The organism is Mesorhizobium sp. B2-3-6 (genome assembly GCF_006442305.1).
GTDB lineage: Bacteria > Pseudomonadota > Alphaproteobacteria > Rhizobiales > Rhizobiaceae > Mesorhizobium.
This window is the reverse complement of sequence record NZ_VFVW01000008.1, coordinates 108,382-122,381: the sequence shown is the minus strand read 5'-3', so window position 1 is coordinate 122,381 and position 14,000 is coordinate 108,382. Positions and strand designations below refer to the sequence as shown.

The window sequence follows — 14,000 nt, the reverse complement described above, 5'->3', positions numbered from 1 at the left end:
GCCAGGCGGCTACGAATCCGGAGCCATCGGCTAGATATAGCCCAAGGCGCGCGACGAAAATACCGGGGAGAACAGCCGCAATCCAAAGCTGGCGCTTGCAGCCATGGAACGTCCACCCTATAGCAGCCCCTTGAGATGACCGACGCTTCGTCCCTGCCACTCTATCCCCACCGCCATCTTCTGGGGATCCGCGATCTTTCCCCCGCCGACATCGAGCTTCTGCTCGACAGGGCGGACCGGGCTGTCGCGATCTCGCGGCAATCCGAGAAGAAAACCTCGACACTGCGCGGCCGCACCCAGATCAACCTTTTCTACGAAGCCTCAACGCGGACGCAGTCGTCGTTCGAACTGGCCGGAAAGCGTCTCGGCGCCGACGTCATGAACATGTCGGTGGCGAGTTCCTCGGTGAAGAAGGGCGAGACGCTCATCGACACGGCCATGACGCTGAACGCCATGCGGCCCGACATATTGATCATCCGCCACCAGTCGGCCGGTGCGGCCGCCCTCCTGGCGCAGAAGGTCGGCTGCTCCGTGGTCAATGCGGGGGACGGCGCGCACGAGCACCCCACACAGGCGCTGCTTGACGCGCTGACCATCCGTCGCGCCAAGGGTCCGCTGTCGAAACTGATCGTGGCGATCTGCGGCGACATCCTGCATTCGCGCGTCGCCCGCTCCAACATCATGCTGCTCAATGCGCTCGGCGCGCAGGTGCGCGTCGTCGCACCCTCGACGCTGCTGCCTGCGGGCATCGACAGGATGGGTGTGATCGTCACCGGCTCAATGGCCCAGGGCCTGAAAGATGCCGACGTGGTGATGATGCTGCGCCTGCAGCGCGAGCGAATGGAAGGCGCCTTCGTGCCTTCGGTGCGCGAATATTTCCGCTATTTCGGCCTCGACGCCGAGAAGCTGAAGGCCGCGAAAGACGATGCGCTGGTGATGCATCCGGGCCCGATGAACCGTGGCGTCGAGATCGCTTCGGAAATCGCCGACGGCCCGCAGAGCGTCATCCAGGAACAGGTCGAGATGGGCGTCGCCGTGCGCATGGCGGTGATGGAAGCGCTGCTCGATCCGCGCCGCAACCATGAGGGCCGCGGCGCATGACCATTACGGTGTTCGAGCGCGCCCGCATCATCGACCCCTCGCGCGGCGTAGACGAGACCGGGACGGTCATCGTCGACGGGAAGAAGATAGCCGCCGCCGGCAAGGCTGCGCTGAACCAGGGGGCGCCCGAGGGCGCCACCATCATCGACTGCGCCGGCAAGGCGGTCATTCCAGGCCTGATCGACGGCCGCGTCTTCATCGGCGAACCGGGCGGAGAACATCGCGAAACGATCGCGTCGGCAAGTGTCGCCGCGGCTGCCGGCGGCGTCACCTCGATCGTCATGATGCCCGATACCGATCCGGTCATCGACAATGTGGCCCTGGTCGAATTCGTGCTGCGCACCGCCAAGGACACGGCAATCGTGAATATTTTCCCGGCCGCAGCCATCACCAAGGGCCTCGACGGCCGCGAGATGACCGAATTCGGGCTGCTGCGCGAGGCCGGCGCCGCCGCCTTCACCGACGGCCGCCACACCATATCAAGCGCGCTGGTGATGCGCCGGGCGCTGACTTATGCCCGCGATTTCGGCGCAACCATCGTGCACGAAACCCAGGATGCCGACCTCGCGTCGTCGGGCGTGATGAACGAGGGACTCTACGCCAGCTGGCTGGGGCTTTCCGGCATTCCGCGTGAAGCCGAAACCATCCCGCTGGAGCGCGACCTTGCCCTGGCGCGCCTGACGCGCGGCTCCTACCACGCGGCAAAGATATCGACGGCGATGGCGGCGGCATCGGTGGCGCGCGCGAAGACCGACGGCGCGACCGTCACATCGGGCGTGTCGATCCACAATCTGTCACTCAACGAAAACGATGTCGGCGAATATCGCACCTTCTTCCGGTTGACCCCGCCGCTGCGCGCCGAGGAAGACCGCCTGGCGATGATCGAAGCGATCAGGGACGGCACGGTCGACATCATCGTCTCCTCGCACGATCCGCAGGACGTCGACACCAAGCGCCTGCCCTTCGCCGACGCCGCAGCCGGCGCCATTGGGCTCGAAACGTTGCTGGGCGCCGCCTTGCGGCTCTACCACAATGGCGACGTGCCGCTGCCGCGGCTGATCGAGACCTTGTCCACGGCGCCGGCAAGGCTGTTCGGCCTGCCTGGCGGCACGCTCAAGCCCGGCGCTGTCGCGGACCTTGCGCTTGTCGATCTGGATGAACCCTGGATCGTCAGCGAAAGCGGCATTCGCTCGCGCTCGAAGAACACCTGTTTCGAAGGCGCGCGCCTGCAGGGCAAGGTCTTGCAAACGCTGGTGGCGGGCCGCACAGTGTTCTCGGTCTGAGCTGGCGGCGGCGCATCGCGCCGAATTCAGCCCGTCAGGGGGAAATGCGGGGGGAACAATGACTTACAACCTGATCCCGGCGCTGGTGCTCGGCTATTTCTTGGGCTCGATTCCGTTCGGGCTTCTGCTGACCCGTGCGGCAGGGCTTGGCGACGTGCGCCAGATCGGCTCCGGCAACATCGGCGCGACAAATGTGCTACGCACCGGCAACAAGGGCCTTGCCGCGGCCACGCTGCTGCTCGACGCGCTGAAGGGCACGGCCGCGGTGCTGATCGCGGGCCATTTCGCGCCCGAACTCGGCGCTTGGGCCGGCCTTGGCGCCTTCCTCGGCCATCTCTTCCCGATCTGGCTCGGATTCAAGGGAGGCAAGGGCGTGGCCACCTATCTCGGCGTGCTGATCGGCCTTGCCTGGCAGGTGGCGCTGATCTTCGCCATCGTCTGGCTGGCCATGGCATTCCTGTTCCGCTACTCCTCGCTTGCAGCGCTGACGGCCGCGGTCGCCGTGCCGATCGCCCTCTATTTCCTGAGCACACCGCAGATTGCCGCATTGTTCGTCGTGATGAGCCTGATCGTCTTCATCAAGCACCGGGCCAACATTTCACGCCTGCTTGCCGGCACCGAGGGCAAAATCGGGGCGAAGGAGTGAGCAAGCCGCTCGCCGGACCGCGCCTCAGCGACCGGCAGCGGTTGAGTTGGCTGCGGCTGATCCGCACCCAGAATGTAGGTCCTGCCTCCTTTCGCGACCTGATCAACCGCTTCGGTTCGGCCGAAGTCGCGCTGGAAATGCTGCCGGAACTGATGATTTCGGGCGGCGCCATCAGGGTCGCCCGCATTCCCTCGATCGCCGAGGCCGAAGCGGAACTGGAGGCCGCAAGGCGGGCAGGCGCCCGCTTTGTCGGTATCGGCGAGCCGGACTATCCCGCCCTGTTGAAAAACATGGACCATCCGCCGCCGCTGCTGGCGGTGAAAGGCGAAGGCGCGGTGTTCCGGCTGCCCGCGGTGGCTATCGTCGGCGCCCGCAACGCCTCGCTCGCCGGCATCAAGATGGCGCGCATGCTGGCGACCGACCTTGGCCGCGACGGTTACGCCATCATCTCCGGCCTCGCGCGCGGCATCGACACTTCAGCACATCAGGGCAGCCTCTCGACCGGCACGATCGGCGTGCTGGCCGGAGGCCTCGATCTGCCCTACCCGCCTGAGAATGCCGGCCTGTGCGACGAGATCGTCGAGCGCGGCGGCGCCATCATTTCGGAGATGCCGTTCGGCTGGCAGCCGCGTGCGCAGGATTTTCCGCGCCGCAACCGCCTCGTCGCGGGCGCGGCAGTCGGTCTGGTGGTGGTCGAGGCGGCGCAGCGTTCCGGATCCCTGATCAGCGCCAGGCTCGCAGGCGAAATGGGCCGGCTGGTCTTCGCCGTACCCGGCTCGCCGCTTGATCCACGCGCCGCCGGCACCAATGGCCTGCTCAAGGACGGTGCCACCTTGGTCACCGAAGCCGCCGACATTCACAGGGCAATCGCGCCGCTGACCGGTTTGCGGGCCCCCGAACTGCCGCCCTTTGAAGATCCCCCCGATTTCTCGGCCACGCCGCCACCCGGCGAAAACGACCGCGCCAGGGTGACCGAAGCGCTCGGCCCGACGCCGGTGGCGATCGACGAGATCATCCGCCACACCGGCCTGCATCCGGCGCAGGTGTTCATGGTGCTCCTGGAGCTCGACCTCGCCGGCCGGCTCGAACGGCATGCCGGCGGCAATGTCTCGCTGGTCTTCGCGGAAGGCTGACAGCCTCCGTCAGTGGTGATCGCGTTTCTTCTGTTCGGTCTCGGTATAGTCGGGCGTGTTTGCGCCGAACAGGTCCCTCTCGACAGCCTTTCGCCAGACGGCATCGGCGTCTTCAGGACGCGAGGGATCGAAAGTCGTCTCGGTGTCCTGCATGCGCCGGCGCGAACGCCGCCGGAGCCACGCAGGCATGATCTCGTGGATGAGGCTGGTGAATTGGATCATTGATCAACTCCTGAAACCCGTTCTTCAAAGGCGCAAAATGCGTTTTGCGGCCTCAACTCTGCCGGACAGTGGGCTGGACCGCCTCCTCAAACCGGCCAGTGCCCGATTGGTCGTGACATAGGGATTCAAGCCAGGCCAGGGTCTCGCCGACATCGGCCAGCGCGTGGCGCGCCACGGTTTTCCCTTGCGGTTTGATGCGGACCGAAATGCCATCCATTTCATTGACGGCTTCGAAGCCGTTCTCATCCGACGTGTCGTCTCCGAGGAATACGGGAATCCGCCCCCGGAAAGCCGGCAACTCGCAGAAACGCCTGATTGCCGCTCCCTTGGCCGCCTCGAGCGGCATCAGTTCCACCCCGGCATTGCCGGCAAGAACCCGATATCCTCGCGGAAGCCGCTCCAGGGCCTGTTCGACCAGTTGCGTCGCCCGTTGCAGCAACTGCGGCGCCGCACGCGTATGAATGGCCAGGATCGGGCCCTTGCGCTCGATATAGACGTCCACATTGTCCAGTTCCGCCTCGATTTCCTCGGCAAGCGCGGCAATGTCGGCGGGCTCGTCGGCCGCCTCGACAGGCCCGTCACGGACAAGCCGGTGCTCCAGGCCGTATAGACCCGCAGCCGGTAGGCGCAGCGGCTGGAAGAGCCGGTCGACGGCGGAAACGGATCTTCCTGTAATGAAAGCCAGAGCGCCAGCCAGACGCCCGTCCAGCCTTGTTAGCATGCTTCGCAACGCATCGCCGACGACCACCGCGTCGGGATGGGCGGCATGTTCCAGAAGCGTACCGTCAATGTCCAGGAAGAGTGCCCATCGGCCTTGCGGGACGGTCGGCACGGACAGATTTGCCGATCCCGACATCACAGCGCCGCGACCCGTTTGCGATCAAGCAGCGATATCACATTGGCCGCGGCAACGGAGCCCGGCCCGGCAGGGTCGATCGCGATTCGCTTGCGCAAGCGGGCGGCGTCGAGAAGCATGCTGCCCGCCCAGCGATAGACATTGTTGTCGCGGACGATCTCGCGCATGCGCTGCATGCGCTGGCGCTGCTCGGCGGGCACCATGGTCAATGCCTGCAGCAACGCCTCGGCCATCATCGTCGCGTCGTAAGGATTGACGATCAGTGCCTCGAGAAGCTCCTTGGAAGCGCCGGCAAACATGCTGAGCATCAGCACGCCCTGCTCGTCGTCGCGTGCGGCGACAAATTCCTTGGCGACCAGGTTCATTCCGTCGTGCAGGCTGGTCACCATGCAGACATCGGCGGCTCGGTAGATTTCGTAGACCTGCTCCTGGGAATGGTGTTCAGCCACCATCAAGACAGGCGTGTAGCCGTCCCGGCCATAACGCTCGTTGAGCTCCGCCGCGCAACGCAGGCATTCCTCGTGCAGTTGCTGGTAGGCCGGCAAGGTTCCACGGCTTGGCGCCGCGATCTGCAGGAAGGCCACCTGGCCGATCCACTCCGGGTGTTGCTTGAACAGTTCGTCCAATGCATGAAACCGGTCGAGAATGCCTTTCGTATAATCGAGGCGCTCGACGCCGACACAGAGGCTGACATTGTCCGCCAGCCCGAATTTTTCGCGAATTCGCGCGCGGCACTGCGCGATGGCGGGCAATTTCCCGAGTTGAGCCGGCGGCCACTCTATCGAGATCGGATAGGCGTGGACCAGGCTGGTCTGGCCGCCATAGGAGATCGCCGAATCCTCGCGCTCGATCCTGCTTTCCAGGAAGCGGTCGACGCTCTCGATGAAGTTGTTGCAGTGGAACTGCGTATGAAAGCCGATGATAGAGCTCCCCAGCAGGCCGTCCAGGATCTTTTCCCGCCAGGGGCAGATGCTGAAGACTTCCGAATTTGGCCACGGAATGTGCCAGAAGGTGATGATGATCGCATCGGGCAGGCGTTCCCGGATCATTCGCGGCAGCAGCGCGAAATGATAGTCCTGGACGAGGACGATCGGGCGTTCGTTCCGCGCTTCGGCAACGACGGTATCGGCGAATTTGCGATTGACGGCTTCGTACGTTTCCCAGTCGGACGTGCGGAAGACGGGCCGCGTAAAGGCTATGTGGCACAGGGGCCAGAGACCCTCATTGGCAAAGCCCAGATAATAGCCTTGCTGTTCCTCGTCGGTCAGCCAGACACGGCGCAACGTGTAGGATGGGTTCTCAGGTGGGACCTCGATGCGGTCGTTCTGGTCGACGACGAGATGATCCGCCGAGCCGCCGCCATAGGCTATCCAGGTTCCCGCGCAGGCACGGGTGATCGGCTCCAGCGCCGAGACAAGTCCACTGGCCGGCACAACCAGGTCGACATTGTCATCCCTGAGATTGTGAATGTAGGGCTCGCGGTTGGAGACGACGATCACTTGCGCATCCGGCAGTTCCTTCGCCAGGATTTCGCGCAGTGTCGAGGGCGACCAGTTGACGAGCGCCGCGTCGGCGGAATGGCCATTCTTTTCGAACTCCCGCAATACGACACGAGCCGGTGGAGGCTCGACATTCGCCGGTTCCGGCGGGGTCCGGCGGGATCGCAGCGCGGAAATCACCAAGGCAACAAGGGAAACGCAGAGGCTGGCAAGAATGACGAACCATAGAGCGGAGGCAGAGTGGAGGAAGTCAAAATTGTTGTCTGGCATCGATGTGAATTGCTCCGGCCTAGGTCGCGCCTCTCCGCGGGGGAGATGGTGCAACGCACGTCGCCGGTGATGGTTCCGGTTTTTAGCTGCGCACGATCAAAGGCGCCAACCCTTCATGGCGGTCGGCCAGGAACGCGCCCACACGATCTCCTACACGCTGGAACGTCAGGTCGACTGCCGTGCCCGCCACCGCGAGATGGCGGATCACCAGGCTGTCGATGCCGATTGGCAGGCGCGGCCTTGTGACATGGATTTCGCCGGCCCAGCCGTCGATATGGAGGCCCAGACAGGCCTGCATCAGCATGAAGGCGGAACCTGCCGACCAGGCCTGCGGCAGGCAAGCGACCGGATACGCGATCGGCGCCTCGCCCGGTGCGCGGGTGAAGCCGCAGAAAAGTTCGGGCAGGCGCATGTTGAAATGGACGGCGGATTCGAACGTCCCGCTCATCAGCCGCACCACATTGTCGCGAATGCCGTACCGCGCAAGGCCTGCCGCGCATATCGCCGTGTCGTGCGGCCAGATGGAGCCATTGTGATACGACATGGGATTGAAGAATATTGCGTCGTCGGCGAGCGTCCTCAATCCCCAGCCGGAGTGAAAAGAAGCCGACAGCAACTGATCGGCGACGATCCGCGCCCGATCCGGATCCGGAAGCCCCACATAGAGCAGATGTCCAGCATTGGACGTGCGCACCTCGCATGGTCGGCCGTCGCCATCGAGCGCCAGCGCGTAGTAACCCAGCTCTTCGATCCAGAAATGACTTTCAACCCGCCGGCGGATCTCTTCGGCCCGCCTTTCCCAGCCTTCCGCCTTTTCTGTCTCGCCTCGCCGGCGAGCCAGTCTCGCCAGCCCCTGGAACGCCGCGAAGACGTAGCCCTGCACCTCGACCAGCGCGATCGGCCCCTTCGGGATACGACCGTCTGCATGAAAGACCGAATCAAAGCTGTCCTTCCATCCCTGGTTGGCGAGGCCTGACTCCGCCGCACGCCGGTAGGTGACGAATCCGGTCGAAGCGCTTGCCGCCTCGATCCATTCGGCGGCTGCACATAGCGACTGCCACAGGCCGTCGATAAAGACCATGTCGCCGGTGCGGTCCGCGTAAGCGCAGGCGAGATGAACGTAGAGCGGGGTGGTGTCGACGCCGCCATAGTAGCGGCCGAACGGCAACTCGCTCAGCGCCGTCATTTCACCTTTGCGCGTTTCATGCATGATCTTGCCGGGCTGAGAGTCGCTGAAGGGCGAGGTTTCGGTCGCCTGATGTTGCGCGAGAAAGGCAAGCACGCCGCGCGCCAGGCCGGGATTGAGCCAGAGCATCTGCAACGCCGAGATCACGCCGTCTCTGCCGAAGGCCGTCGAGAACCACGGAATGCCGGCATAGGGATAAGGGCCGGTCGCAAGTTCGGTGGTGAGCAGCGCCACATCGGCACGGGCGCGCTCCATCCAGTCGTTGAACACCCTGCCCGAACTGTGCAGCGTCGCGCCATGGCGGCGCTTGGCGCGCATGCCGAAACGCGCGCGCGCCGCTGCGGCGCGAAACCGGTCGCGGTCGGGCACATCGGCCATCTCGCTGCCGACCTCGACATACAGTGTCTTGCGGCTGCGTTTGGTGACTGCAATGAAGAAATCCGCCCGGTCGGAGGTCAATTCGTCGGGTTTCTGCGAAAACGATATCGTCGACGTACGCACCACCTTGTCCAGGCCTTCATAGCGAAGCAGAACCGAGTTCTGGTCCATCTCGGCGGTATGGGCGGTGCCTCGTTTGGCGCGTGTCGAGCCACGAACTTCGAACATGTCGCGGAAATCGGCGGCGAAGCGCAGCGAAAGCAGGACGGTCGAATGTTCCTGGCTGTAGTTGGAAAGGGTCAGGCGCTCATACAGCCGGTCCTCCCACAGCAGCCTGACACGCTCGATGTGGATCGCTCCTTGCGGGATGGGACGGCCGCCGGCACTCTCTATAGGCAGATTGGTCAGGTTGGAGGTGAACAGGACATTGTCCTGGCTCAGCGATGCGCCCAGCAACGACGTCGAACGACCGCCCACCGCGAGGCGGAATTCGGAAAGCACGCGCGTGTCGTCGCGGAAGAAGCCGTCGCCCACACCGCGTATGTCGCCATAGGAATCGGCGACGGCGAAGCAGTCGCCATGCTTGAGTGCGAAGAGCCGGTGCGGTTCCCTCGGCGCGGTTTCGTCCAGGGAGGCCAGGGCTATTGCGGGATCAAGCTTGCGCTCGTCAAGTTGGGTGATGGTCAAGAAGACTGTCCCGTGCTTGTTTCTGAACGGGGCACTGTACTAGGAAGCCCTGATTTGTTGAGTGTCGATCGCCTGTGAATAGGTGGCGACATAGTCGCGCGCCATGCGGTCGGCCGAGAACCGTCCTTCGAAAACGGCCCTTATCCGGCGCCTGTCGAGCTGAAGCAGGGCCGGCATGGTGGCGACGGCATCCTCGAGGGTTTCGACGACGAAGCCGGTCACACCGTGATCGATGATCTCGGGCATGGCGCCGCAGCTCCAAGCCATGACAGGGGTTCCGCAGGCCATCGCCTCGATTACCGCCAGACCAAAAGGCTCGGGCCAGTCGATGGGGAACAGCAAGGCAGCGGCATTGCCGAGAAACCTGCTCTTCTGGTCCTCGCTGATCTCGCCGACATATTCGACGCGATCGCCATCGATCAGCGGCTGGACGACCTCCTCGAAATAGGCCCGGTCGCCGTCGCCCACCTTGGCCGCGAGCTTGAGCCTCAGGCCCGTGCGCCTGGCAATCTCGATCGCCCGGTCCGGCCGCTTGTCGCGCGACATCCTGCCGAGGAACGCCAGATATGTGCCGTCGGAGCCGGCTTCAAAATCCGGCCCATAGAGATCGAGCGGCAGCCCATGATGGATGGTCGCCAACCAGTTGGCGGACGCGAGCCTCGTCCTCTGGCTGCGTGAAATGGAAATCATCGGAAAACGCTGGAACCGCTCATAGGCCTGTGCCAGATCCACATAGTCCAGCCTGCCATGCGGCGTCGTCACCGTGCGCTCCGGCATATGGCGGAAAAACGGGAAATGCAGGAAGTGGCTGAGATGGAAGTGAAGAATGTCGAAATCGTCGGCCTGTCTCCTGACTTCCTCGAGCATCGACAGATGCGCCGCGATCTCCGACTTCAACGGCCGGGGATCGAGGCGCAGCGCCCGTTCCCGGCACGCGACCAGCCGGGCGGAGGTCCTGGTATCGCCGCTGGCAAACAACGTTACATCGTGGCCGAGCCCGACCAGAGCTTCGGTGAGATAGGAGATGATGCGTTCGGTGCCTCCATAGAGCCTTGGCGGCACGGATTCATACAGCGGCGCGATATGGGCGATCTTCATTGGCCTGCGTTCCCTCAATAGGCTGGTCAAAGGCAAAAATGCATCAGCGGCGCGATCGTTCCTCCGCTATCGGCAGATGCGTCATTTCTCATGTTTGATGTTCTTCCGGGCGGCCCTATCTCTTTAGGTGCTGCTCCTGCGCGCCATGACGACCCGAGGAGGTTCCGATGCAGCAATCAAAGGACATTGCAGCCCGCCGGCTTGACATGATCATCGAACAATATGTCGAAGCTAGAAAACAGCGCTTCGGCTATGTTTCGACGGACCAGGCCGCCAGGGTGATTCACAGAATCCTGAAACCCACGCCTTCCGACCCCAGCTTTTCGGACCACGAACTCGACGACATGGTCGCGGCCCTCGCCGTCAAGAACGGGTTGGCCGTCGTCTTTGACCGCGGCATCAGAGGATCGGTCGGCGGCACCGAGGCGGAGCTGGACAGAAAGGATCCGACCATGAGAGCACCAGCGGAAGGCCCCGACGTTGCCGGCGCGGTGGACGCGATCCTGGTTCAGCAAAAAACCGCCCCGCTTTCGATGAGCGCGATGATCTCCCTGCTGCGCCAACGCACCGGCACCACCCGATCGGACGCGGATCTGGAAGGACTGATCGCCAAAAAAGCCGCTGTCCTGAACGTGCATTTGTCACGGGACTGAGTGGTGAGCGCGTCGGGGTTCGAACCCGAGACCTACTGATTAAAAGTCAGTTGCTCTACCGGCTGAGCTACGCGCTCCCGTGGGCTGGAAACGGCGCCCTCGAAATTGCGCGGAACATAGGGAGAGTGCCTCGACCGGTCAACCGGAAAAAACGGGGCCACCAAGCCATGCGTTCCCGCCGTGCCGGCTCTCCCGGCCGGCCGTTTCGGCAAGGACATGCCGAACCTTTGCCAGCCAGGCGAAGACCCTGTGGCCTCCATCGATCCCAAACCGGAGAAACATTACAAATCAGCAACTTGCCTTTTTTTCCAGGAACAATTCGCGAGCGTGTCCGTTTCCTCCGCCACAAGGGACGTCAACCTCTCAAGGAGAAGATCATGAACAAAGTCCTGTCGGGTTTGCTGGCGACCACACTGTCAGCTTCCTTCGCAGTGGCGGCTGCCATGCCGGTCGAAGCCGCACCGGCCTATGTACCGCAGCCTGCATCGGTCTCGTCCGATGTCCAGACCGTGCAGTACAGGCCCTGGGAGCGGCGCCGTAACTTCCGCGGCGAGTTTCGCGGCAACCGCAACTTCTACCGCGACAACCGCGGAGCCTACTGGAACGGCCATCGCGGCTACCGTGAATATCGCCCGGGCTATCGCCGTCACGGCGATTTCTGGTTCCCGCTTGCTGCTTTCGCCACTGGCGCGCTGATAACCGGCGCGATCGCCAACAACCGGAACCGCGTCTATGAAGGCAATTCGCATGTGCAGTGGTGCTATGACCGTTACCGTTCCTACCGCGCATCCGACAACACGTTCCAGCCGTATAACGGCCCGCGGCAGCAGTGCATTTCACCCTACTGATGGGCGACAGTGTTCGTCAGAGGGATAGAAAGTCAAAGCCCGTGCCGGAAATGGCGCGGGCTTTCTGTCGTGCGAGGACGGTCCCCGGGCAGGCTGTGATCAGCTGGCCCAATTAATGGTCTTGAAGATATAATAAAGCGCGCCACCTTCACCACGGGGCGATCGGTACGCTCCGACGGCATCGCAAATTCGAACCGTGACGGCCGCCAATTCCCAACCCAGCACTTCCAGCTGATCCCCATCTATCACGTAAGCCTGAGCCAGTTCGTCAATGCCGTTCTTCTCGCCGAAGGACCGAACCAGCTTTGCGTCTCTGAGAAGACTATCGGGCAAATTTGAATTTGCCCACGCCCAGAGCCAGTTCTGTGCCTTGGCATTCGTGGAACCGGCGATCTGGATTTCGGTGATCACCTCGATCGCCCCGTCCTTGGAAAACAAGAGCTTTCCGTTGCTCAAGTCATAGCGCGACCAGTGGCCGATGCGGAATTCTTCCTCCAAGCGCTTATTCTTGGCCTTCAGTTGTTTGATAGCCTCGGCGCGCCAAGCAGAGTACCAGTTTGGCTTCATTTCCCCCTCGCCCAATCTGACTGTTGATTATGACACGCTCAGCGTCCTGCGAACAGCATCGCGCCACCCCGCCAGCTTGGCCGAGCGCGCCGCAGGCTCCATGTCTGGTCTGAAGCGGCGGTCGAGCGCCCATGTCTTGGCGAACTCCCGCGCCTTAGGCCACACGCCCGCCTTCGAGCCGGCGAGCCAGGCGGCACCGAGCGCGGTCGTCTCCAGAATGGTCGGACGGTCGACCGGCGCGTCAAGAATGTCGGCCAGCCGTTGCATGGTCCAGTCGGATGCCACCATGCCGCCGTCGACCCGAAGCACCGTCTTGGCCGCCGTACCTTTCCAATCCTTGCGCATGGCATCGAGCAGGTCGCGGGTCTGGTAGGCCACGGATTCGAGCGCGGCGCGGGCAAACTCCGCCGGCCCCGAATTGCGGGTCAGGCCAAAGATCGCGCCCCGCGCCTCGGCATCCCAGTGGGGCGCGCCGAGCCCGACAAAGGCCGGCACCAGATACACGTCCTGGGTCGGATCGGCCTCGGCCGCCAGCTTGCCGCTCTGTTCGGCCTTGCCGATCACCTTGATGCCGTCGCGCAACCACTGCACGGCGGCGCCGGCGATGAAGATCGATCCTTCCAGCGCATAGGTGGTCTTGCCGTTCAGCCGATAGGCAATCGTGGTCAACAGCCGGTTCTTCGAGCGCACCAGATCGGCACCGGTGTTGAGCAGCGCGAAACAGCCGGTGCCGTAGGTCGATTTCATCATGCCGGGCTCGAAACAGGCCTGGCCGATGGTCGCGGCATGCTGGTCGCCGGCAACGCCGAGGATCCTTATCTCGGCGCCAAAGAGATTTTTCTCCGTGATTCCAAAATCATCGGCGCAGTCCTTCACCTCGGGGAGCATCCTTGCCGGGATGTTCAGGATGGCCAGCAGCTCGTCGTCCCACGCATTCTTCTCGATGTTGTAGACCAGCGTGCGGGAGGCGTTTGTGGCGTCGGTGGCATGCACCTTGCCGCTGGTCAGGCGCCAGATCAGGAAACTGTCGATGGTGCCGGCCAGCAATTCACCTTTCTCGGCGCGTTTCCTGGCGCCTTTCACCTTGTCCAGGATCCAGGCGATCTTGGTGCCGGAGAAATACGGATCGAGCAGCAGGCCGGTCTTCCTGGTGAAGGTCTTTTCCAATCCCTGCTTCTTCAGCTTCCGGCATAGCGGCGCGGTGCGCCGGTCCTGCCAGACGATGGCGTTGTGGATCGGCTTGCCGGTCGCCCTGTCCCAAATGACGACGGTCTCGCGCTGGTTGGTGATGCCGACCGCGGCGACGTCCGATGCCTCCCGCCCGGCATTCTTCAATGCGCCCTTCACGGTCGCCACGACGCTGGCCCAGATATCTTCCGGGTCATGCTCGACCCAGCCGGAAGCAGGATAGTGCTGGGTGAATTCTTGCTGGCTGCTGCCGACGACTTTCATGTCGCCGTCGAACAGAATCGACCGGCTCGACGTGGTGCCTTGGTCGATTGCCAGGACAAAGCCATTCATTCGCACTTCCTCCGTCACGACACAAAGAAGGGAGACGGCAACGTGCCGCCTC

The 14,000-nt window shown here is 63.3% G+C and carries 13 protein-coding genes and 1 tRNA gene; 6 read left to right on the top strand and 8 right to left on the bottom strand.

Annotated elements, in window-relative coordinates:
- The first annotated feature begins 135 nt into the window (after positions 1 to 135).
- From FJ953_RS22605 to dprA, 4 genes are read left to right on the top strand one after another with little or no spacing between them, the layout of a single operon-like run.
- Positions 136 to 1,101, top strand: coding sequence for an aspartate carbamoyltransferase catalytic subunit (locus tag FJ953_RS22605; RefSeq protein ID WP_140625093.1), 966 nt, complete (start codon positions 136 to 138; stop codon positions 1,099 to 1,101).
- Positions 1,098 to 2,384 (top strand): dihydroorotase, encoded by a 1,287-nt coding sequence (locus FJ953_RS22600; RefSeq protein ID WP_140525336.1) that lies wholly within the window; start codon positions 1,098 to 1,100, stop codon positions 2,382 to 2,384. The genes FJ953_RS22605 and FJ953_RS22600 overlap by 4 nt, the downstream gene beginning before the upstream one ends.
- A 58-nt stretch (positions 2,385 to 2,442) precedes the next feature.
- Entirely contained in the window at positions 2,443 to 3,030 is a 588-nt protein-coding gene (plsY, locus tag FJ953_RS22595) for a glycerol-3-phosphate 1-O-acyltransferase PlsY (protein ID WP_140515331.1), read from the top strand.
- Positions 3,027 to 4,163 (top strand): DNA-processing protein DprA, encoded by a 1,137-nt coding sequence (dprA, locus tag FJ953_RS22590; RefSeq protein ID WP_140625092.1) that lies wholly within the window; start codon positions 3,027 to 3,029, stop codon positions 4,161 to 4,163. The genes plsY and dprA overlap by 4 nt, the downstream gene beginning before the upstream one ends.
- Before the next feature lie 9 nt (positions 4,164 to 4,172).
- Here the strand turns inward: dprA and FJ953_RS22585 are convergent, their stop codons facing one another.
- The 5 genes from FJ953_RS22585 to FJ953_RS22565 form a co-directional block, all read right to left on the bottom strand.
- Positions 4,173 to 4,385: a hypothetical protein gene (locus FJ953_RS22585; protein ID WP_140498769.1), complete on the bottom strand. Its 213-nt coding sequence runs from the start codon at positions 4,383 to 4,385 to the stop codon at positions 4,173 to 4,175.
- Between the two features lie 52 nt (positions 4,386 to 4,437).
- Positions 4,438 to 5,241, bottom strand: a complete 804-nt coding sequence (gene otsB / locus FJ953_RS22580) for a trehalose-phosphatase (RefSeq protein ID WP_140557734.1) — start codon at positions 5,239 to 5,241, stop codon at positions 4,438 to 4,440.
- Complete coding sequence (locus FJ953_RS22575; protein ID WP_140557735.1) at positions 5,241 to 7,010, bottom strand: trehalose-6-phosphate synthase; 1,770 nt, start codon at positions 7,008 to 7,010, stop codon at positions 5,241 to 5,243. Before FJ953_RS22575 ends, otsB begins: the two co-directional genes overlap by 1 nt.
- 82 nt (positions 7,011 to 7,092) lie before the next feature.
- Positions 7,093 to 9,255 carry an amylo-alpha-1,6-glucosidase gene (locus FJ953_RS22570; protein ID WP_140525405.1) on the bottom strand — a complete coding sequence of 721 codons (2,163 nt, stop codon included), beginning with the start codon at positions 9,253 to 9,255 and terminating at the stop codon, positions 7,093 to 7,095.
- Positions 9,256 to 9,300: 45 nt separating this feature from the next.
- The gene (locus FJ953_RS22565) at positions 9,301 to 10,359 is read right to left on the bottom strand and encodes a glycosyltransferase family 4 protein (RefSeq protein ID WP_140625091.1); all 1,059 of its coding nucleotides are present in this window, start codon (positions 10,357 to 10,359) and stop codon (positions 9,301 to 9,303) included.
- A gap of 167 nt (positions 10,360 to 10,526) precedes the next feature.
- On the opposite strand from FJ953_RS22565, the gene FJ953_RS22560 reads away from it, so the two are divergent.
- Positions 10,527 to 11,012, top strand: a complete 486-nt coding sequence (locus FJ953_RS22560) for a hypothetical protein (RefSeq protein WP_140625090.1) — start codon at positions 10,527 to 10,529, stop codon at positions 11,010 to 11,012.
- A 1-nt stretch (position 11,013) separates the two neighbouring features.
- Here the strand turns inward: FJ953_RS22560 and FJ953_RS22555 are convergent.
- A tRNA-Lys gene (locus tag FJ953_RS22555) sits at positions 11,014 to 11,089 on the bottom strand.
- Between the two features lie 300 nt (positions 11,090 to 11,389).
- Here FJ953_RS22555 and FJ953_RS22550 point away from each other — a divergent pair.
- Positions 11,390 to 11,860, top strand: coding sequence for a BA14K family protein (locus FJ953_RS22550; RefSeq protein WP_140669967.1), 471 nt, complete (start codon positions 11,390 to 11,392; stop codon positions 11,858 to 11,860).
- A gap of 99 nt (positions 11,861 to 11,959) precedes the next feature.
- Here the strand turns inward: FJ953_RS22550 and FJ953_RS22545 are convergent, their stop codons facing one another.
- Both FJ953_RS22545 and glpK read right to left on the bottom strand, forming a co-directional pair.
- On the bottom strand, positions 11,960 to 12,427 hold the full coding sequence (locus tag FJ953_RS22545) for a DUF6882 domain-containing protein (RefSeq protein WP_140498781.1): 468 nt from the start codon (positions 12,425 to 12,427) through the stop codon (positions 11,960 to 11,962).
- A gap of 27 nt (positions 12,428 to 12,454) precedes the next feature.
- Positions 12,455 to 13,948, bottom strand: coding sequence for a glycerol kinase GlpK (gene glpK, locus FJ953_RS22540; protein WP_140564497.1), 1,494 nt, complete (start codon positions 13,946 to 13,948; stop codon positions 12,455 to 12,457).
- Between the last annotated feature and the right edge of the window lie 52 nt (positions 13,949 to 14,000).

Bases quoted from the DNA above. Each gene is read 5' to 3' on its own strand.
- FJ953_RS22605 (WP_140625093.1), top strand. From the start codon at position 136: ATGACCGACGCTTCGTCCCTGCCACTCTATCCCCACCGCCATCTTCTG.
- FJ953_RS22575 (WP_140557735.1), bottom strand. From the start codon at position 7,010: ATGCCAGACAACAATTTTGACTTCCTCCACTCTGCCTCCGCTCTATGG.
- FJ953_RS22560 (WP_140625090.1), top strand. From the start codon at position 10,527: ATGCAGCAATCAAAGGACATTGCAGCCCGCCGGCTTGACATGATCATC.
- FJ953_RS22565 (WP_140625091.1), bottom strand. From the start codon at position 10,359: ATGAAGATCGCCCATATCGCGCCGCTGTATGAATCCGTGCCGCCAAGG.
- glpK (WP_140564497.1), bottom strand. From the start codon at position 13,948: ATGAATGGCTTTGTCCTGGCAATCGACCAAGGCACCACGTCGAGCCGG.
- otsB (WP_140557734.1), bottom strand. From the start codon at position 5,241: ATGTCGGGATCGGCAAATCTGTCCGTGCCGACCGTCCCGCAAGGCCGA.
- FJ953_RS22545 (WP_140498781.1), bottom strand. From the start codon at position 12,427: ATGAAGCCAAACTGGTACTCTGCTTGGCGCGCCGAGGCTATCAAACAA.
- FJ953_RS22600 (WP_140525336.1), top strand. From the start codon at position 1,098: ATGACCATTACGGTGTTCGAGCGCGCCCGCATCATCGACCCCTCGCGC.
- plsY (WP_140515331.1), top strand. From the start codon at position 2,443: ATGACTTACAACCTGATCCCGGCGCTGGTGCTCGGCTATTTCTTGGGC.
- FJ953_RS22585 (WP_140498769.1), bottom strand. From the start codon at position 4,385: ATGATCCAATTCACCAGCCTCATCCACGAGATCATGCCTGCGTGGCTC.
- FJ953_RS22550 (WP_140669967.1), top strand. From the start codon at position 11,390: ATGAACAAAGTCCTGTCGGGTTTGCTGGCGACCACACTGTCAGCTTCC.